Source organism: Methylovulum psychrotolerans (assembly GCF_002209385.1).
Lineage (GTDB): Bacteria > Pseudomonadota > Gammaproteobacteria > Methylococcales > Methylomonadaceae > Methylovulum > Methylovulum psychrotolerans.
Window position 1 is genome coordinate 1,910,315 of the sequence record NZ_CP022129.1, and the last position, 20,003, is coordinate 1,930,317.

19 protein-coding genes and 1 pseudogene are annotated in these 20,003 nt (G+C 49.8%); 10 read left to right on the forward strand and 10 right to left on the reverse strand.

Annotated features, from left to right (window positions below):
* Positions 1 to 226 precede the first annotated feature (226 nt).
* The 3 genes from CEK71_RS08680 to CEK71_RS08690 are packed head-to-tail and all read left to right on the forward strand — an operon-like array spanning position 227 to position 3,512.
* The gene (locus tag CEK71_RS08680) at positions 227 to 1,891 is read left to right on the forward strand and encodes an ATP-binding cassette domain-containing protein (protein WP_088619026.1); all 1,665 of its coding nucleotides are present in this window, start codon (positions 227 to 229) and stop codon (positions 1,889 to 1,891) included.
* On the forward strand, positions 1,888 to 3,255 hold the full coding sequence (locus CEK71_RS08685) for an HlyD family secretion protein (RefSeq protein WP_088619027.1): 1,368 nt from the start codon (positions 1,888 to 1,890) through the stop codon (positions 3,253 to 3,255). The genes CEK71_RS08680 and CEK71_RS08685 overlap by 4 nt, the downstream gene beginning before the upstream one ends.
* Positions 3,255 to 3,512 (forward strand): hypothetical protein, encoded by a 258-nt coding sequence (locus tag CEK71_RS08690; protein WP_088619028.1) that lies wholly within the window; start codon positions 3,255 to 3,257, stop codon positions 3,510 to 3,512. The genes CEK71_RS08685 and CEK71_RS08690 overlap by 1 nt, the downstream gene beginning before the upstream one ends.
* On the opposite strand, the pseudogene CEK71_RS24295 reads toward CEK71_RS08690, so the two are convergent.
* The 4 genes and pseudogenes from CEK71_RS24295 to CEK71_RS08700 all read right to left on the reverse strand — a co-directional run.
* Positions 3,460 to 3,582 (reverse strand): annotated as a pseudogene (locus CEK71_RS24295) (IS701 family transposase); the annotation flags it as partial. The gene CEK71_RS08690 and the pseudogene CEK71_RS24295 sit on opposite strands and share 53 nt — an antisense overlap.
* 100 nt (positions 3,583 to 3,682) lie before the next feature.
* Positions 3,683 to 3,907, reverse strand: coding sequence for a hypothetical protein (locus CEK71_RS22490; RefSeq protein WP_157679076.1), 225 nt, complete (start codon positions 3,905 to 3,907; stop codon positions 3,683 to 3,685).
* 187 nt (positions 3,908 to 4,094) lie between these two features.
* Positions 4,095 to 4,352 carry a hypothetical protein gene (locus CEK71_RS08695; protein WP_088619029.1) on the reverse strand — a complete coding sequence of 86 codons (258 nt, stop codon included), beginning with the start codon at positions 4,350 to 4,352 and terminating at the stop codon, positions 4,095 to 4,097.
* 527 nt (positions 4,353 to 4,879) lie between these two features.
* Positions 4,880 to 5,515: an FMN-binding negative transcriptional regulator gene (locus CEK71_RS08700; RefSeq protein WP_088619030.1), complete on the reverse strand. Its 636-nt coding sequence runs from the start codon at positions 5,513 to 5,515 to the stop codon at positions 4,880 to 4,882.
* A 114-nt stretch (positions 5,516 to 5,629) separates the two neighbouring features.
* Here CEK71_RS08700 and CEK71_RS08705 point away from each other — a divergent pair, with 114 nt between their 5' ends.
* Positions 5,630 to 6,460, forward strand: coding sequence for a nucleotidyltransferase domain-containing protein (locus CEK71_RS08705; protein WP_232463789.1), 831 nt, complete (start codon positions 5,630 to 5,632; stop codon positions 6,458 to 6,460).
* On the forward strand, positions 6,457 to 7,554 hold the full coding sequence (locus CEK71_RS08710) for a DNA polymerase beta superfamily protein (protein WP_088619032.1): 1,098 nt from the start codon (positions 6,457 to 6,459) through the stop codon (positions 7,552 to 7,554). The genes CEK71_RS08705 and CEK71_RS08710 overlap by 4 nt, the downstream gene beginning before the upstream one ends.
* A gap of 19 nt (positions 7,555 to 7,573) precedes the next feature.
* On the opposite strand, the gene CEK71_RS08715 is transcribed toward CEK71_RS08710, so the two are convergent.
* From CEK71_RS08715 to CEK71_RS08730, 4 genes are all read right to left on the reverse strand, one after another.
* A complete protein-coding gene (locus tag CEK71_RS08715) occupies positions 7,574 to 9,733 on the reverse strand; it encodes a zeta toxin family protein (protein ID WP_088619033.1) in 2,160 nt (719 codons plus the stop codon).
* Positions 9,734 to 9,771: 38 nt separating this feature from the next.
* Positions 9,772 to 10,416, reverse strand: coding sequence for a sialate O-acetylesterase (locus CEK71_RS08720; protein ID WP_198328513.1), 645 nt, complete (start codon positions 10,414 to 10,416; stop codon positions 9,772 to 9,774).
* Between the two features lie 176 nt (positions 10,417 to 10,592).
* Positions 10,593 to 11,315, reverse strand: a complete 723-nt coding sequence (locus tag CEK71_RS08725; protein ID WP_088619035.1) for a hypothetical protein — start codon at positions 11,313 to 11,315, stop codon at positions 10,593 to 10,595.
* Between the two features lie 3 nt (positions 11,316 to 11,318).
* Positions 11,319 to 12,383, reverse strand: a complete 1,065-nt coding sequence (locus tag CEK71_RS08730) for a GSCFA domain-containing protein (protein ID WP_088619036.1) — start codon at positions 12,381 to 12,383, stop codon at positions 11,319 to 11,321.
* Between the two features lie 108 nt (positions 12,384 to 12,491).
* Here CEK71_RS08730 and CEK71_RS08735 point away from each other — a divergent pair, with 108 nt between their 5' ends.
* The 3 genes from CEK71_RS08735 (at position 12,492) to CEK71_RS08745 (ending at position 13,843) form a co-directional block, all read left to right on the forward strand.
* On the forward strand, positions 12,492 to 12,683 hold the full coding sequence (locus CEK71_RS08735) for a hypothetical protein (protein WP_157679079.1): 192 nt from the start codon (positions 12,492 to 12,494) through the stop codon (positions 12,681 to 12,683).
* 168 nt (positions 12,684 to 12,851) lie between these two features.
* A complete protein-coding gene (cobO, locus tag CEK71_RS08740) occupies positions 12,852 to 13,388 on the forward strand; it encodes a cob(I)yrinic acid a,c-diamide adenosyltransferase (protein ID WP_088619038.1) in 537 nt (178 codons plus the stop codon).
* A 92-nt stretch (positions 13,389 to 13,480) separates the two neighbouring features.
* Entirely contained in the window at positions 13,481 to 13,843 is a 363-nt protein-coding gene (locus CEK71_RS08745; RefSeq protein WP_088619039.1) for a hypothetical protein, read from the forward strand.
* 73 nt (positions 13,844 to 13,916) lie between these two features.
* On the opposite strand, the gene CEK71_RS08750 is transcribed toward CEK71_RS08745, so the two are convergent.
* Together CEK71_RS08750 and CEK71_RS08755 are read right to left on the reverse strand one after the other, a co-directional pair.
* On the reverse strand, positions 13,917 to 16,133 hold the full coding sequence (locus CEK71_RS08750; protein ID WP_088619040.1) for a bifunctional SulP family inorganic anion transporter/carbonic anhydrase: 2,217 nt from the start codon (positions 16,131 to 16,133) through the stop codon (positions 13,917 to 13,919).
* 29 nt (positions 16,134 to 16,162) lie between these two features.
* Positions 16,163 to 17,749, reverse strand: coding sequence for a SulP family inorganic anion transporter (locus tag CEK71_RS08755; RefSeq protein ID WP_088621552.1), 1,587 nt, complete (start codon positions 17,747 to 17,749; stop codon positions 16,163 to 16,165).
* 156 nt (positions 17,750 to 17,905) lie between these two features.
* Here CEK71_RS08755 and CEK71_RS08760 point away from each other — a divergent pair, with 156 nt between their 5' ends.
* A complete protein-coding gene (locus CEK71_RS08760; protein WP_088619041.1) occupies positions 17,906 to 18,583 on the forward strand; it encodes a response regulator in 678 nt (225 codons plus the stop codon).
* Positions 18,570 to 19,994: a sensor histidine kinase N-terminal domain-containing protein gene (locus CEK71_RS08765; RefSeq protein WP_232463790.1), complete on the forward strand. Its 1,425-nt coding sequence runs from the start codon at positions 18,570 to 18,572 to the stop codon at positions 19,992 to 19,994. The genes CEK71_RS08760 and CEK71_RS08765 overlap by 14 nt, the downstream gene beginning before the upstream one ends.
* The last annotated feature ends 9 nt before the right edge of the window (positions 19,995 to 20,003 follow it).

Here is a 20,003-nt window from a genome sequence, read left to right on the forward strand (position 1 = left end):
ACGGCCCGTGTGCCGATATGTCCGGTAATTTTTTGATTTAACAATAGTTTATTTGTGAATTTGGTTTTGTCATGTCCAGAGGCCATGAGGGTTCTTTTTGTCCGGCAAAAATTTCTTTACAATCTATATTGATAGTAATACTATCTTTTATAAATAGTATCTTATTGCCTATGATTGTAGGTTTCTTATTTAAAAAAGTAAATGATTGTTTTAGGACTGGCATCTTATGAATAGTGCGCATAGCCCCTTACAGCGGTTGCAACAGCTTATCGCCCTTGAGCGTGAAGACATCGGCACGTTGATTATTTATGGTCTCGGCATTGGGGTGCTGTCGTTAGCCACGCCGGTTGCTGTGCAGGCGTTGGTCAATACGATTGCGTTTGGCGCGTTGTTTCAGCCATTGTTGGTGCTGACGGTGGTGTTGTTGGTGTTGTTAGGCTTTAGTAACAGCTTGCTGGCCTTGCAGTTTTATGTGGTGGAGATGCTGCAACGGCGGGTGTTTGTCCGCTTATTTGGCGAAACGGCGGTGCGCTTACAGCAAATCCGCTATGCGGCTAAAAACGATTATCACCTGCCGGAATTGACCAATCGGTTTTTTGATGTGGTGACGTTGCAAAAAACCGCCTCTGTAATGTTGTTAGAGTTGTTGGGCTATGTGTTGCAGGCGGTTATCGGTATGTTGTTGTTGGCGTTTTATCATCCGTTGTTACTGGCTTTTGATTTGTTTTTTGTGTGCGTGTTGGCGTTTATTTTGTTTGGGATGGGTAAAAATGGCTTAGCGTCCGCCATTGAGCAATCTAAGGCCAAATATAAGGCGGCAGCTTGGTTGGAGGAGCTAGCCGCCAATCCTTTGCTTGGCAAGTCGTCGGAAAACCGGGCGTATCTTAATGCCCAAACCGACCAGATTGCGAAAAATTATGTGGATGCTTGCGCAAAGCATTTTAAGGTGTTGTCCGGCCAAAATATCAGCGCCTTAATTTTGCACGCGCTGGCCAATACCTTGTTGTTGGGTATGGGCGGTTGGATGGTGATTTCTGATCAGCTGAGTTTGGGGCAATTGATTGCGGCGGAATTGGTGGTTGGGGCGATGATTTACGGCTTAACGCGCTTGGGTAAGGCATTGGAGAATTTCTACGATATGTTGGCGAGTGTCGATAAGCTGGGTTATTTGTTGGATTTGCCGCAAGAAAAAGACCACGGCGAAATGCCGGAGCAGATAGACGCGCCCTATACGGTTGCGGTTGAAAATCTCTGCTTACCTGAAAGCATGTACTTGGACGCGCTTAATCAGGTCAGTTTTCAGCTTGCCCCAGGCGAACGTCTGGCTGTTAGCGCAGGGATTGCTAAGGGCAGTTTGTTAGATGTTATCTATGGTTTGCGCGAGCCTCGGTCGGGGCAGGTTTGTTTGAATGGTCAAGACTTGCGTGACCTTAATCTGGGACAGTTACGCAATACGGTCAGTCTGGTGCGGGAGGCTGAGATTTTTTCCGGCACGTTGGCGGATAACGTCCGGTTGGGGCGGGCGCTGGGTTTAACGGAGGTTAAGCGGGCGTTGGCTTCGGTTGGTTTGGCGGACACGGTTTCAATATTGCCTGACAGTGTGGAAACCCTGTTGCTTCCGAATGGTTCGCCATTAAGCCATGAGCAATGTTTGCGGTTGACTTTGGCGCGGGCTTTGATCGGACGGCCCCGCTTGTTGTTGTTGGATAGGGTGCTGGATCGGCTTGATAGCCGTGTGTTACCGACGGTTATGGCGGCTTTGCTGGCCGAGGATGCGCCGTGGACGTTGATTGCCACTAGCCAGCGTGCTGACATTATTGCCCAGTTCCAGAGGCACATCAGGCTTGATGACAACCGCTTTTCAGGCAATAAAAATGAAGGTGGCTTATGAAATACGATGAAATAAACCAGCCCTTATTGTCGGTAGTGACGACCTTAAAAGCGGTTGAGACGGCACCGGTTGCCAAGCGGATTGCGCGGAGCTTGCTTAAGTTGTTCTTGCTGTTGCTGTTATGTTTAGGTTTTACGCCGTGGCAACAAAACGTGCGCGGTGTTGGCCGTATCGTCGCTTATACGCCTGCTGATCGCCAACAATTGATTAGCGCCCAAGTGGAGGGCCGCATTGCGCGGTGGTTGGTTAGGGAAGGCTCACAGGTTAAGCAAGGCGAGGTGTTGGCGGAATTGTTGGATAACGACCCTCAGTTATTGCAACGGTTGGCGGCTGAGCAGGTAGCGGCTTTGGCAAAGCAAGAAGCGACCGACAGCCGGGTGAATACCTTTCGTGAGCAATTGCGGTTGGCGGAACGCGCCCGCCCCCAAGCCGTAGCGGCGGCACAATCGCGTGTGGCTATGGCGGCTGAGCGGCGGAAAGCGGCAGAACAAGCTGTGCAAGCGGCGCAGGCCGCTAAGCAGACCACGGCTTTAAATCTGTCCAGACAGCAACAGTTGAGGGCGAAAGGGTTGGCTTCGCAACGGACGCTGGAGTTATCCCAACTCGATATGGCGCAACGTGCTGCGGATACCGAAAGGGCGCAGGCGGCATTGGCGGCGGCAACCAGTGAAGTGGCGGCGTTAACGTCGGATCAGCAAAAACTGGCGGCGGATGCCGCCGCTACGGTGGAAAAATCCCGCGCGGAATTAAGTAAGGCGATTGAAGACCAAAATAGCGTCCGTGCCGATATTTTAAAATTGCAAACCCGTTTGGCTCGGCAACAAACCCAAACGGTTACTGCACCGCGTGATGGGGTTGTGTTGCGCTTATTGGCGAACCCAGGGGCAGAAATGGTCAAGCCGGGACAGGCATTGGCCATTTTTGTCCCGGATACGCAAGATCGGGCGGTCGAATTATGGGTGGACGGTAACGATTTGCCGTTGATTGTAACGGGTAGCCCTGTCCGCTTGCAGTTTGAAGGCTATCCCGCGATACAGTTTGGCGGGTGGCCTGAATTTTCTGTCGGCTCTTTTGGGGGGCGGGTGGCGTTGATTGATGCAACCGATGACGGTAAAGGCCATTTTCGGATTTTAGTGAGGCCTGACGGTGATGACAAAGCGTGGCCTGGTACGCGGTTCTTACGCCAAGGCGTTCGGGTTAATGGTTGGGTGTTGTTAGGGCAGGTCACTTTGGGTTATGAGTTGTGGCGGATTTTTAATGGCTTTCCGCCTTTGATTTTGCCCGAACCTTATGGGGCAGACGCTGCAAAAGACGCTGTAAAAGAAGAGGGTAACAAGGCGAAAGATGAAGGGGGGAAAGGGTGATGGTTAAAGCCGCTATATTTATGATTTTGCTGTTGCCTGCTTTGGTGTCGGCAGCAGGTGCCCCGCCGATACTCACCCTGGATAGGGTGGTCAGTTCGGCGCAACAGTCGTTTCCGGGGTTGTTGGCCGCTGAGCAGCGCAAGCAAGTCGCCGCTGGCGAACTGACGGCATCAGAAGGCGGCTTTGATACGTTATTAACTGATGTTACGCAGCCCTTAGTTTTTGCAACTCTTCATAAGCCATTTGGTTGGCCTTGACGAACAGCTTGGCCCGCATAGCGAAATGATTGGTTTTATGTTTTATCTTCAGGCATTCGAGCTTGAACAAGCGTTTTGGCGATTACGTTATCGATTCAAATGCCATTCCGGAGCCTATAGACCCGACATTGCCGATATAATCAACTGGGTTTGGCCGCTATGTCCTATTTTTACATGTATGTCGGCTGTACCCGTTTTACCCAAGCCGTTACCGCTTGGCCTGTGCCATTGACGGCTACTTGTTGGCCACTGAGCGCATCACCATTGGCTTTAAGCTGTTGGGTGGAGGCGATTTTCACTGGCTTTGCCGACCATACCGGCGTTACCGCCGTCGCCGTGCCAGAGAGTAGTGTACAGATAACGAGACTGCTGAGGGCGGATAAGGGTAGGCGCATAAATTAGCTCTTTATGGAAAAGGGTGTCTAAAAGGATGCCGTCAGGTAGAAGCCAGCCATAAAGCCCGCCGCTATAGCCGGCATTGTCTTATTTGGCCGGGCTTTTTTTAAGGTGCTGGCTCAGCTTTGTCCTTGCGGGTCTTGGGGGTCTTGTCGGCGTTGCGGATGCCTTTGGCCTCCAACTCCCCTATTTTCTTCTTAAGGCCATCATTTTGTTGCCGCCGCTGCTTATAACCACAACCGGTAAAATATCCGCCTTAGCCAGCAATTCATGCAGTTGCGCCTTTTCTTCGCCCGTCAAGCCGCTTTGGTTCAGCAATTCATCCAATTCGGCTAACCCCCCGTCAAGTGCCAAGCCCATTTGAAATAAGATATTGGCTAATAGGGCTTTTTTAGCGTTATCTAAGCGGTCAAAAAAAATTTTAAATTGGCGTGCTATGGACATGGTTAGTCGATGGAGACAGAAAGCCTACGGGCTTGATAGGTTATTTTTATTACTGGGTTTGTGCCGCTGTACACGGCTGGCATCGGTAATGGTTGCAGTTTGGGTTTTAGGCGGCGTGCCTGAAATTAAAACCGTTAATTTGCTCATGCCGTCATGTTTGTGACCGTATTAGGACGGGTGCGCCCATTATCCAAAAAAGCCCAATATCATCTATACAATAAAGCAAATGCTATGCCATTATTTTTGTATAAAATCATCAATGCACCACGCTTGCTATATATCGGGACCTATTGCCCTGATGCTAAATTATATTCATTTATAATCAATTAATTATGATTATAAATAATGCTGTTTTCCGTGTGGGCCCGGCATACCTATTGGGTATGGCAGCTAAGCATAACCCTATCTACGGCAAAATTATGTGAATGTATACCCGCAAAAAATGTCTTGACCCTGCAATACCTGTTGTAGGGTAGTTAAAAAATCAGCTATTCGGCTATGGCGACAAATTTTCCATAGTACCCGGTCTAATCTGCACCCTTCCCGCCAGCAGCGACCAAGTCCGCCATCGCCATTTGCCCCGTACCCTGCAAACCCGCCATGACACTGGCTTGATTAACAGCAGGTTGGTTTTGGCTGACTTTCCATTTGCCGGACAAGCGGGTAATGACCAACTCAATGCCGACAATAGCGGCCAGCAACTGTTCCGTAAATTCAGGTGGGGCATCGGCAACCGCCCAAGGCTCGGCGAAGCCCGCTTCGTTATGGTCGGTTAAGGCGGCCAGTTGGGCGCGTAGCCATTGGGCATCGTCAATCACCTGTAAATGCCCATAAGCTTGGACAACGGTATAATTCCACGTCGGCACGACCCGCCCGGTGTCTTGCTTAGTAGCATACCAAGACGGGCTGATGTAGGCATCCGGGCCGTGAAAAACCGCCAATACCTCGACAGCGGGGTTGATGTCCGTCCATAGCGGATTAGCGCGGGCGACATGGCCGCGTAACGTGCCGAACGGTGTCGGTGCGTCACTCAGATGCAAAGGGATAAGGTTGGCGTTGAGGCCGTCACTGGCAAGCGTCACCAGCGTCGCTAAAGGCCGTTGGCGCATCAGCTCGTGCATGACGGCAATACTGGGTTGGACAAATTGGGTGGGTTGGTACATAACGTCGGCTGAGTAGGTTAGGTTTGAAAATAGCTGTTATCATCGTCCGTTTCCGGCCATGCCGCAAATTGTTTCGGGATAGGCAAGCCCTGTTAGTTTATGAGAAGATGTCCCTTGTCTATTACAGCCTATCACACCGCCATGTCCATACCCTTATCCGAACCGCCCGCCTCCGCCTTAATCAAAGCCCGTCTGGCTTCCTTGGCCGCACAACATCAGGTGACTATCCTTTATGCTTGCGAATCGGGTAGCCGGGCTTGGGGCTTTCCGTCACCGGACAGCGATTACGATGTCCGCTTTATCTATGCCCATCCGCAGGATTGGTATTTGGCTTTGGAAGAAGGCCGTGACGTGATTGATTTGCCGTTAGAAGACAGCGCGGCGGGGGTATTGGATGTTGGCGGCTGGGATGTGCGCAAAACCTTACGGCTGGCGCGTAAGGGCAATCCGGTGATCTGGGAGTGGTTGCAGTCACCTACCATTTATCATGGTTTGGAAGCCGGGTTATTGCAGACCTTAACGGCGACTTTAGCCCCATTTTATTCGCCGATTGCCGCTTGCCACCATTATCTTGCCTTATGCCGTGGCACTATGGCGCGTGAACTGACCGGCCCGACGGTGAAAATAAAAAAATATTTTTACATGCTCAGGCCGTTGTTAGCGGCGGCATGGATTGAGCGTTATCAAAGCATTCCGCCTATGGCGTTTACGCCGTTACGCGCCTTGCTGGACAATCAGGCGGCTATTCAAGCCAGTATCGACGATTTGCTGGCGCGTAAACACTACACCGACGAACAAATCCCGATTGACCGGATTGCCCTATTGGATGAATTTTTACACGCCGAACTCGCCCGCGTCCAGCAAGCGGCGGCGAAGCTCCCGACCGCCACTGGCGATCCGGCCAATCTGGATAAGCTGTTCAAACAATTCCTGATAAGCCTATGACCCTGAGCATAGCCGACCTGAAACAACAAAACCTTATCGTGCTGGACACCTTAAGCGGCAGCCGCGCCTATGGTTTGGATACCCCGCAATCCGACACCGATTTGCGCGGTGTGTTTATCCTGCCTGCCGAGCGTTATTTTGGGTTTACCTATACCGAGCAAGTGTGCAGCGAACGTAATGACCATGTCTATTACGAACTTGGCAAGTACATGAAGTTGCTGGCCAAGAACAACCCGTCCAGTATCGAACTGTTGTTCGCGCCTCAAGAAAGCATCTTCTACCGACACCCTTTATTGGCGATGATCCGGCCAGACTGCGTGGTGTCGCGTTTATGCCGGGACAGCTTTGCAGGCTACGCCTTAAGCCAAGTCAAACGCGCCAAAGGCCTGAACAAAAAAATCTTCAACCCCATCACAGGCGACCCGCCATGCCCGCTGGACTATTGCCATATTATCGGCAGCGACCAAACCTACCCTGCCGAAACGTGGCTGACCCGGCAACATTTGCAGGCAGAGCGCTGTGGGCTAAGCGTTTTGCCGCATGTGCAAGGCGGCTATTGGCTGTTTTATGCCGACGATTGCCAAGAACCTATTCGCTTTAATGGCCTGTTCCGTACCGACAACCCCGCCGCGCCCTCGCAAGATGTTTGCCTGTCATCCATCCCCAAAGGCCTTAAACCTAGGGCATGGTTGGTGTTCAATAAAGACGGCTACGCGCGTAGCCTGCGTGATTACCACGCGTATCGGCAATGGGAGCAAGAGCGCAACCCAGCACGCTATCAAGGTACTCTGGCACACGGTAACGGTTACGATGCCAAAAATATGATGCACACGTTCCGGCTGTTACGCATGGCGCAAGAAATCGCCACCAGCGGCCAACCGCTGGTGCGCCGCCCCGACCGTGCCGAATTGCTGGCGATTAAATCGGGGCAGTTCGATTATGATCTGCTTATGGCAAAAGCCGCCGCCGAACTGGCGGCAATAGATGCAAGCTTCGCCACCAGCACCCTACCCGCTAGCCCTGATAGCGGACAAATCGAAGGCTGGGCGGTGGCGATACGCAAAGCCTGGTATGCGGAACGGGCGTGTGCGTAACCCTACTTTATGCCTGCCCCTAATCCTGTAATCGGGTCATCCAAGGCTCTTGGGCGGACGGGTCAACATGAAACGCCAAGGCTTCGGGTTTATGCAGCAAACCTTCCTCGCCTGAGGCATTGGGGTTAAGTTGGCGTTTTTCGACAAAATCGACCATGCGTCTGGCATTGTAAATCACTAGGACACGGTTGCCGTGGCTGCTGTGGTAAATCTGGTAGGCGACATTGCTTTCATCAAAGCCAGGGTTGCGGCTGATTAAGGCGGCAATGGTGTCGGGGTTGTGGTTGGCGAGGTTTTTTAACACCGAATCCGCATGGTAAAACATGATGTCGCGCAGATGTCCGGCCAAAGATCCGGCGGTTTGGTGGCGGTGTAAGGCACGGACTTGGTCGTCAGTACAGATAAAGCTTTCGGCGACCAGATAATGCTTGTCACGCTCGCCATCATTGGCGAACAACGACAGTTTTGCTAAGGCATGATGCTGTAAGGCGGCCAGAAAAGAACCGGGAGCGCGGATGTGTTTGTCTACCGTCACCACCCACGGCAAGGCGCGGCCGGTTTTAGCGAAGCGGTCTTTAACGCTGCTGATGACTGCGGAGCGCGGCAATTCATCTTCGCGGCCTTCAGGTTTGACAATAAAAGCATCGACGGCGGTGATTTGGGTGTGGAAACCGGCGGTTTTAAAACTATCGATAATATCGGCGTAGCGGGGTTTGTAAGGGATACCGGTACCATCGTATAACAGATTGATCTGTAAGGCTCTGGCGTATTGGGACACGACCCCGCGCAGGCGGTTGGCAAACGGTTCGACAAAGACATAATCGTCGCTGTGGTGGCTGGCGGCGGTCAGTACCGTGTATAAATCGCTGAGCTTGCGGAATTCATCTAATGAAGCGATGACAAAATTCGCGCCGCATTGGGCGGTGGCGATTTCTTCCACGGCAGTCTTGCCGGAACCGGCCCCGCCCATACTCATAAACAGCTTGGGCTGAGCGGCGGGGGTTTTGCCTTCAAAAATCCGTTTGCGGGCGTTTTCCAGTTTTTGGGTCATCCGGCTGACCCGCTCGTAGGCAATCTCCACGCCACGGTACAAGCGCTCGTCACCTTCCGCCGCCTGTAGCAATTCGCCTTTCAAAATTTCGTTATGCGCCAGATTGTAAATTGTCACACCCTCGCCTGCACATTGTTTGATCAGTTCGACCAACTCGGTATGGCCGGGAGCCCGCAGGCCACTCAGGATATTGACATCCAGACAGAATAGCGGCGCCAAGCCTGACGCGGGGATACTGATACCGTCAATTTCGGTGGCATGGGGCGGGCGTAGGGCTTCGGTGTCGGGCAAGTAGTCAATCACCCGCTCGGACAGGCTCAGGGGATAGTCGGCAAATTGCTTGCCGGGCAGAAACAGCTCTTCTCGGATGCTGGACAGCGGCACTAGCCCACCGTTGACCGTCACTAAGCAATCGATGCCATCGGGGGTGCGGTGCGAGAGAAACGGAATACCTAAAACAAACTTTTTATTTTCCGGCCATTTACCATAACCATTAGCACTGTTTTGCAAACAGCGGCTACGCAGAGGGTCTAAGGCTTGCCGAAAGGCTTGGCTAATATCGGCAAGATGGCTGTCTTCGTGGTGCAAAGCCCACGGAGCATTTTTAGCCAATCGCCGAAAATCAATACCTTGTTCATAGACGGCTTTAAAAGCCGGCAATTTACCCAAGGCGACCATAAATAAGTCTAGCGTGATGCGGTTGCCGTAGGTGAAGGGTCTGACGGCACGCATTTTTTGGTAAAACACGCTGAGGCGTTCGGCAATATTGTCGGTTTGGATAACAAAGCCGTTATTGTCAAAAATGGCGGTGTCTTTATTGTCATCGCCATCTAAAACTAAGCGCTCTATGGTTTCCCGAAACAGTTTACGCTTGGCGGCATCGGGCATGTTGCCCGGCCTGTGGCTGACGGTGGCTTGGTCTTTCCAATCAAAAAAGATTTCCCGATGGATACGCGAGAATAGCTCGGTCAGATAAGTTACCCGTTTGGCTTGGTCTTGCGATACGGTGCTTTCAATTTCGCGTTGTAAGGCGCTTAACAGCACACAGCCTTGGGCTATCGCCAAGGCGGTACGCAATTTTTTCAGTTGCCGATAAGCGGGGATTGAATGGAATGCTATGTTGTTCATACTGTTATAGAAGTAAAATTCCTTAGCCGTAGAGAACCTTAACTGCCATTTTTCTTAATCAGAGTAATTGCCGCCTGCGCAAACCTTTCGCCCAATGTTTTATAACCCTCATCGGTATAATGCAGCCTATCCATCCCGCCATTAAGGTCATCGGTATCGACCCAAGTGGCGTGGTTATCGGTTTCGGCTATATGGACTTGGGCATTGCGCACTTTCTCCCAATCGCTTTTTTTATCTTGCCGCTTGAAACCAAAATCACTAATGCGTCCCACTATCACATAAAGGTCATCCCGTTGCATATCCTGCTTGAGCTGGCCAATAACTGCGCGTAATTTACTTTCATATTGCTCCCCTTGGCGCTTGTTGGCATCGCTCTCCCCTTGCATCCAAACAAATGTCACCGTATCAAAATGGCCGTCGGCTGAACTGACTTTGACGGTACTTAGCAATCTGTCATACAAATCGCCCACCTTCGATTGCAGATTCCCTCCAGATGATGCGGAAGGTTTAGTCCAGCGGCTAATCGGTTGTCCGCCTTGGGCATCTTTAATGACAACAACATGATCGTTTGGAAAAGCTTTTTGCAGGGTTGGCGTAAAGGTGTCGTCTGGGTTAAGGCGGGCCATATTTGATTGCCCGGAAAGAATGAACAGGCGGTTTTTATGTAGGGATTGATTTGCCATGGATACACCGCCCCAAAACAACATAGACCCCATGACTATTGCTTTCATCATAACTTTATGACCCCACTGTTACAGTGATTAGGTTACCTTGAGGAATCGGACTGACTATCAGCAAGCCATAACCCATTCGACATTTCATGCCGTCGACAACTGGTATAAAAGGCCAGAAACCCTAATCAGCTTTTCGATTGTAAAAATTTAAGGACTTCATGGATCATCAATACACCAAACTCTTCGTTGCCATGCAACATATCCGTTTCTGATCTCCCCCTGAATTGGTCGAGCATAAATCCTTCTTCATCATAACACTCCTTGGGTACTTCTATAATAGCTATATCTTTTGACGTTAACCATTCTTTGATGAGGTTCTTATAAAAGGTGTCGATATACATAACGGTTTCTGGGGGCACCTTAGACAGTATCTTATGGTGTCTAAACGGCCTAGGCGCTTCAACAACAAACAGCTTAACACCTACGCGTTGCAACAATTGAAGCAATTGGATAGTATAAGCCTGTTCTTGAAAAACCGCTTGCTTCAACAATGCTGTTGACACGGGAATTAAGCCCTGATCCCCGTCAGCTTTGTCTGCAAAAGGTGTGAAACCAGGCCAATAGTTTTGCTTCCGCCATAAATTGCTCGCATGTAACGGTGCGCACAAGCCATAGTAGTCATAGTGGCCTTCTTCTGCCGTAACCGGCAAGCTCTTTACATATTTTTGATAGATAAGTTCAGCGCGGTCACCCCGATCAACAAAGTAGGGGACAAGCAAATTATTAGCCCCATCTATCCTTGTTATTTTCATTTCCTGTGCTGTAGGCCAATTTTCTTGGGCGATTAAAATATCCAAACCTTTTTTCAATGCGCCGGCATGCGAATCGCCTGTAATCATCGTTTTCATAGATTAATCCCCAAAAACAGCCAATAATTCTTCATCACAGCGCACGTCATCCTCATCCCTCGTGTCAGCCTGCTTAGCTTTGTTGACATCAAGATTTTTGGGCTTTTGCTTTTTTTGATGTTCTTTAAAGAATTGCTTCATAACGTAGTCAACGCCATAACCAGATACCGTTCTCATATCAGGATTATAAAATTGTCCGCGCATAACCGGGGAAGAAATAATCTCATAAGAAGGAAAGTAATCCACAAAACGATATTGCTTTTCGAGAAAACCGGCAGCGGCACGCAATACTGATTTAGAATACATCGTTGCGACAACCACTTGCTCATCAGTGGCTGTCGCCATCAACGGAACGGGGGAAACGGTCAGAATGAAACGCATTTTTTTATTAACGCGGCGAACCATTTTCAAAAAGTTAGTCATGTCCTCAACAACATCTTCATAGGACAAATTCACCAACTGGTATTTGTTAGAGTCATACACGCCCCCGGAAACACCGGGCGCTATCGGATATACCGAACCATCTTGTGTAGACACCCAAACTTCTGTTAGCCCTAACGTAAAAATAAAAACCTGCGCTTCTTGAAATAGTTTTCTGACACACTGCAAATGATAATCCCTATGAACAGTGAGCTCTTCTATGCTAACGAAAGGTGTTGGTTCAATCGTTGGCCGGAAAGGGTCAACATAGCCACCCTCTTTAGGCCAAGCATTTTCTTCAGGCACAAATTCACCAAACGCCCGTTGAAACAACTGTAGCAATTGCCTGGAACTGTACACATTTCCATAACGTGCCGAATACATTCCATAACCGAAATCAAGATGGCTTGCTTTATCCAAAAACGGCGGGGCAGGTTCCACGTCCATAAAGTTAAATCCTTGATCTTTTAGCTGGTTGCCGATATGTTGGGCAAAACAACTACCTGATGCCGCAATAAGCTGATTTGCAATAGGAAACTTTTTCGAATACCAGCCTTTTATATCCAAAGGATATTGGTCGCTAACCGTTTTTTTCCAAAAAGCTTTATCTGGCTGTTCTTTATAAGGATGTTTGGGACTCGCGTTCATAGACTGTTTCTCTTACAAATTTAAAAAGAAAGGGGGGAGATTAATCGTCTTACCCAAAAGATTATGTCATTTAGCGATAGGCATTATAACTAATACTTCGGAAAATTTTTGAAAATAGAAGAAAATATAATTTCAGCCCTCCATGATAAAGAAGAGACCCATGCCGCTACTGGATACAATTTTAGGAAAAGTATCCACGCTGTCCAAACCGCAAAAAATGTTCAGTGCGCTGCTGGTTTACCGGATGAGTTTTCGGGGCAGAGCCAGTTGCATCGCAAACTTGGCACACTGCCTGTCTAAAAAAGCCTGCCGCCGTTGGTTCCCTTCCCGCTTCAAAACGGGTTTTATGAAAAACTTGATGATCGGGCCTTAATAAAAATCTAAAACCACACAGAATATGATAACTTTACCATGATTGAAAGTGCCTGATGCGTTAGAATGGCGGCATAACCAACTAAGGGAACAATGATGAAATCCAGAGACAGACGGCAAGGGGTGGTATTGGTCAATACCGGAGAAGGTAAAGGCAAGTCCTCCAGTGCCTTAGGCATGGTGTTCCGGGCTGCCGGGTGGGATATGAAAGTCTGTGTCATCCAATACATTAAAGGCCAATGGCAAACCGGCGAACAAAAAGCCGCCGCCCGTTTTGACAATATCGAATGGCACGCCTTAGGCGACGGTTTCACCTGGGATACCAAAAATCCTGAGCAAGACATTAAGACCAGTCGGGCGATATGGGAATTTAGTCAAGAGAAAATCCTCTCGCAAGCGTTTGATGTCGTGCTATTGGACGAAATTAACTACTGCTGCGGCTATAACTGGATTTCCGGGCAGGAAATTGCCGATTTTATCCGTGACCATAAGCCGCCTTGGATGCACCTGATTTTGACCGGACGCAATGCCGCCCCCGAAGTGTTGGCCATAGCGCATACTGTCACCGAGATGGGCAAGGTCAAACATGCTTATGAGCAAGGCATTAAAGCCGAACAAGGCATTGAGTTTTAAGCTTCACGGCATATCCCCGCAGGTTATGCCTAACCTTGTCGGTAACACGACATCCCTGTTCCAACACAGAAAATAATAACGAGGAAACACCCATGTCTGAGACGATGAAAGTTATGTTGGCCGTTGCCGCCGTATTTGCTGCCGGGTTCATTATGGTCGGCACCAATAAGCAACAGTCCAAAGAAGAAATGGAAGCGGCATCTATGATCAGGAATTACGTTGCCATCCAAACCATGGCCAGCCAAAAATGTCCGGTGGAAATCAAAAAAGCCACGGGGGAACAAGTGTTTTTCCCTTCCGAAACTGTCAGCGATAAAGAAACATATATCACCTTGAAATGGGTCGGGGAAAACAGCAAAACCGGCGGCTTTAAAACCGCCAGTTGCACCTTAAAAGCTGCCTTAGGCGGCATTTCTGAATTGCTTATCGACGACAAAGCCATTATCAAAAAATAATCCTGCACAAAATCAGCGTATCCGCAGGCCTTGCCGCTTGAGACAAGCGGCAAGGCCTAGCCGGACAGAGGCACTACCCGTTAAGCCCATCACCCTCATAAAACTGCACTTTTCCGGTTTCAATATCATACATACCCCCGACAATACCCAATTCGCCACTGGCCAGCATCCCGTTCAATAAAGGGCTACGCGCTTTAATTTGCGCGACCGTCAATAATACGCTTTTATCGGCGACTTGCTGCACCAAGTCAGGGTCGGCGGCACTGACTGTACGGCCTGTTTCGGCACTGACCGCCGTCACGGCGGGTTGGATTTTTGCCAATAAGCCCGTCAAATGGTCAAGCTGGACGTGGTCGCACGCGCCTTTAATCGCCCCGCAATGCGAATGCCCTAACACTACAATCAGTTTCGATCCGGCGATTTTACAGGCATATTCCATACTGCCGAGAATATCGTCGTTAATGACATTACCCGCCACTCGGGTGCTGAAAATATCGCCCAAGCCTTGATCGAAAATCAATTCGACCGAAGTGCGCGAATCCATGCAGCTTAAGATGATGGCAATAGGGAACTGCCCTTGACGGGTATCATTAACCTGCTCCAGCAAATTGCGGTTGGATGCCAGATTATTGACAAAATGCTCGTTGCCTTCTTTTAATATCGCCAATACCTGAGCGGGTGTTAAGGCTTGTTGGTCATTATAGGTGGTCGGCCCTGCATTAGTCACTGGCGGCAATGAGCCGTAACCGCGCAGGTTTTGCAACGTCAAGCCGATATGCCGGAGCGGGGCTTCTTGCCGGAACCGCTCAAGAATTTCGTAGACATCATAATCAATGTATTTTGAGCGCGTCGCATCAATGACCACTTGTGAATGGGCAGGCAAGGCTTGTAAGGTTTTTTGGATATTGGCTTTGTTCAAAAATGAGACATGTTCAGACAGACGCAGGATAGTTTTGTTACCGACGCGCATTTTCTGGAAATAAAACGAGTTTTTATGGTTTTCCAATAAAATCGACACTAACGCGATAACCAGGCCAATCGCTAACCCGATTAAAATATCGGTCAATACCATGCCGATAATCGTCGCACAAAAGGGGATAAAATGATAAAGCCCAGCTTGATACATGGCTTTGACCGTTTGCGGACGGGCCATTTTGTAGGAAACCACCAACAAAATGGCCGCCAAACATGCCAGCGGAATTTTGTGTAACAGCGTCGGGATTAATATGACGGTCAGTAACAACAACACCCCTTGGATAAAGGCCGATACCCGCGATTTCGCCCCTAATTGAACATTGAACGAACTGCGCACGACGACCTGGGTCATGGGTAAGCCACCTAACAACGCGGCACTGATATTGCCGATCCCCTGCACCATCAATTCCCGGTTAGAGGGGGTCGAACGCCTGTAGGCATCGAGCTTGTCTATCGCTTCGACCGCCAACAAGGTCTCCAAGCTTGCTACTATCGCCAACGTCACCGCCGCCTTATAGACATTCGCTTGCCGGAAAGCGCCAAAATCAGGGGCATTCAGTTGGCTGATAAAATCGCCGAGCGTGTTCATCATCGGTAAAACCACCAGATGCCCGCCCGTTAACGCCCACTCTGGCCGATAAACCAACAGCCCTTGATTAAGGCCAGTAGCGACAATAATGGCGACCAGCACTCTCGGCATCCATTGGCAAAAATGGTAACGCTGCATAAAGGGCCGTTCCCAAAGGATCAGTATAAGCAGCGACACTAAAGCAATGACCATAGCCGTCGGTGACGTAGATTCCCACATGTGCAGCAATTCGCTGAACGACGAATAGCTGTCACTTTGGACAAAACGAAAATCCCCTTCATAATCGCGGTCATAACCGACCGCATGGGGGATTTGTTTCAGGAACAAGATAATGCCGATACCCGACAACATGCCGCTGATTACCGAACTCGGAAAATACCCCGAAATGCCCCCAGCCTTAACCAGCCCCATAAGGATTTGTAAGCATCCGGCAATAATGACCGCCAACAAAAATGCATGAAAGCCCAGCTCTTCAATAGATGACAAGACCAGCACCGCCAAGCCTGCCGCCGGACCGCTGATGCCCAATGCCGATTTGCTTAATGGGGCAACCAACAGCCCACCGATAATGCCGGTAATCAGGCCAGAAAAAAGCGGTGCGCCGGACGCTAAGGCTATGCCTAAAGAGAGCGGCAGCGCGACCAAAAAGACCGCAATCCCGGCAGAAACATCGTCTTTTAAATGCGCCCAAATAGAATGGGGGCGGGTTAAGTGTGGGTCAGTCATTGGGTAAAATCCTAGGGTTACTTAGCGGGTCAGCCTTTAATGACAATCGCTTGGTGCTGGTGTATTTTTTCTTTGCCATATAAGTCTATGATCTCGACGCTAATACCGTCATCCGGCGCAGTGGCCAAAAAATTATTTAAAATTTCCATAATATCATGATCAATAAAGCCGGCTTTACGCGCATCAAGCATCACCGTGCTATTGGCCGGAATCCGCAAAATCAACTTTCTGAGCAAGGCCTTATTTAAAAATGACACGTCTTTATTAAACATCAGGGTAAGGAGTGTACCTTCCTGAATGAGGGTAATGGCAGCATGATAATTGGCTTTCATAACAAAAAACAAGCCAATAACCATGCCGATAGCCATACCTGCCAATAAATCCGTGCTTAAAATGGCCAGCACTGTGATCACAAAAGGCAAAAACTGATTCATGCCTTTGCGGTAAAACTGCCTGAACAGACGGGGATTCGCCAGCTTATAACCGGTATGCAGCAAAATGGCCGACAAACAAGCTAAAGGGATGCCGTTCAGATATTCCGCCAAAAACACGACACTTAATAATAAGAGCAAGCCATGGGAAAAGCAGGCGATACGGGTTTTACCGCCCGCATTAATATTCGCGGCACTGCGTACGATGACCGCCGTAATCGGCAAGCCCCCCAATAAGCCGCTGAGGATATTGCCGACCCCTTGCGCTTTCAGCTCACGGTTAGTGGGGGCCAAACGTTTCAATGGATCTAGCTTATCCGTCGCTTCCAGGCTCAACAGCGTTTCCAAACTGGCAATCACCGCGATAGTCGCCGCCGTGACGTAAAGTTGCGGATTAGACAAATGCGCCAAATAGCCACTATTTGGCAGGGTGAAATAACTGAGAAAATCACCAGGACTTGCCGACACCGGCAAATTAACCAGATGTTTGGCGCTGACCGCCCATTCAGGGGCAAAGCGTGTACAGATAAGCTGATAAGCCACCCCCCAGACCACCGCCATTAAAGGGCCAGGAATGCGCGCTAATAGGGGCAAACGTTTTAAGGCAGGCAATCCCCAAACAATTAACAAGACTAAGGCCACTGTGCTGATAATGACCGCTCCCGGCGAAATACCGTTTAAGGCGCTGAAAACATCCAAAAAGCTGGCCTGGGCAGTCTCGTCCATATAGCTTTCATCGCCCTCATAATGGCTATCGTAACCGGTAGCGTGGGGTATTTGTTTAATAATCAAAATCAGGCCGATAGCCGCCAACATACCTTCGATAACTGCTGCCGGAAAAAATGCCCCGATAATCCCGGCTCTTAAGTACCCCAAAGCAAGCTGCATCATCCCCGCCAAAATACAGGCCACCAGCAAAGCCTGAAAACTGCCTAAAGTTTGGATGGCGGTCATGACGATGACGGTAAGTCCCGCTGCGGGTCCGGAAACGCATAATTGCGAACCGCTTAACCAAGATACGACTAAGCCGCCGACCATGCCGGCAATCAGTCCAGAAAATAACGGTGCACCCGATGCTAAGGCGATACCCAAGCACAAGGGTAAGGCCACCAAAAACACGACCAGTCCGGCCGGCAGGTCGCTTTTTAAATGCTGTAGGTAATACGCGGCGTGTTTATGTATCATGTTATCCATCCTTAAACTTAAGGCTAGCGTTGGCTATCTTTACTCATTCCCCGTCGGGTTTTTTATGCGCACTCAAGCAGTCACCACATATCCGTTCCGGTTAAGTCTTATCTTAATGGCCCAACCTTTCATAAACCTTTCAGCAGTCCATTGCTCATGAATATTTTATTGATAGAAGATGATGCTGTTTTAGCCGATGGTTTATTACATACCTTGGCCGGCAGCGGCTACTGTGTCAGCACCGCCGCGACGGCGCGGCTGGCCGAGCAATTGGTTGACAGCCAAGATTTTGACCTGATTGTGATGGATTTGGGTTTGCCTGATGTGGACGGCTTGCAATTGCTGCGGCGCTTCCGCCACCGGAAGCTGTCCTTGCCCATCATTATTTTGACCGCCCGCGATAGCGTTAACGACCGGATTGACGGCATTGAACAGGGCGCTGATGATTATTTGACCAAACCCTTCGAACTGCGCGAATTGGAAGCCCGCATCCAAGCCTTGATACGCCGCTGCTATGGCGGCTTTGACCACCACATCCGTATTGGCCAACTAACGTTGGACACCCAGAAGCAAACGATTCTGGCCGATAACCAACCGTTCCTTTTATCGGCGCGTGAATATGGGGTATTGGAGATTTTGCTGATACAAGCAGGAAAAGTGGTCGGCAAGGATCGGCTTGCCCAACGTTTGTCACACGATGCCGAAGGCATCAGCGACAATGCCATTGAAATTAATATCCATAGGCTACGCAAACATATCGGGCCTTATGGCGTGGCCATCCGCACCGTGCGCGGTTTGGGTTATTTGCTGGAGGCCAGCCATGACGGCGCTTAAACTGCAAAAAACCAAAAGCCTGAAAACCAAAATCCTGTTCCGTTTGGTTATCCCGCTGATTGTTTTTGTCGTGGTCGATACCGTACTGTCGTATTTTGTCACCGTGCATTATGTCGATCAGGCTTATGACCGTTGGCTGTTGGATTCGGCACGTTCTTTAGGGCAAGAAATTAAAATCAAACACAATAAAATCGTCGTCGAATTGCCGCCTGAAGCACTGGAAATCATCAAATGGGACGAACAGGACGAAACGTATTTTAAAATCGTCTCCAGCGAAGGGGAAACATTGGCAGGTGACCCGCAAGTTCCCGAGCCCTTAACGGCACCTATTGATTGGTCGCGGCAAGTGTATTTTAACGCCACGCTGTATGGCGAACCGGTGCGTATTGTGTCGATGCGCATCCGTTTTCTTGACAACCCCGGGCAAGTGTTTATCCATGTCGCGGAAACCCTCAACAAACGCCGCGCCATGATGATGGATATTTTATTGGCGGATTTAATCCCGCAATTGGTGTTTGTCATCGTCACCGCCATGTATTTGCTGTCAGGTTTAAAGCGGGGTCTACAACCGCTGCACACCTTAGCCGACCATATTGCCGGCCGCCCATCACGCGATTTAAGCCCTATACCGGAAAGCCACGTTTTTCTGGAAGTGCGGACATTAACCGACACCATCAATGCGCTTTTGGCGCAATTGACCTTGGCGATTGCTACCCAGCAACGTTTTATTGCCAATGCCGCCCACCAATTACGCACCCCGCTGGCGGGTTTAAAAATACAGGCGGAACGGGCGTTGCGTGAGCAAGACATTGCCGCCATGCAGCCTGCCTTAATGCAGGTGCAAAGCAGTGCCGACCGCATGTCTCATTTGACTGCGCAGCTTTTGGTGTTGGCCCGTTCGGAACCGATTAGTGGTGGCCATGAGTTACGCATAGTCGATTTATGTGCTTTAGCTAAAACCACCTGTATGGATTGGGTGCCTAAGGCCTTGCAAAATAAAATGGAATTGAGTTTTGACGGCCAAGAAGACAGCCTGTGGGTACAGGGGGATGAGGTGTTGTTACGCGAATTGTTGGCTAACTTATTGGATAACGCACTCACCTATGGCCGCCCCCAAGGTAGCGTTGTGGTGAGCTTAGAGGCTAGCCCCGACATTTGCCTGAGCGTGACCGATAACGGCCCTGGCATACCCGATACTGAATTAGCGAAAGTGTCCGAACGCTTTTACCGTATTCCGGGCAGCCCCGGCAACGGTTGCGGCCTAGGGCTGGCAATTGTTAAAGAAATTGCCGACTTGCACAATGCGCAGTTGACCTTAAGCGGTACCGAAGGGACATGCGTCCGCTTGTTGTTTACTGGTGGCAGACAGGCTTGGAAAATGCCTAAAAACAACACGTCCAAGCCCTCTTAATGCTGCCGC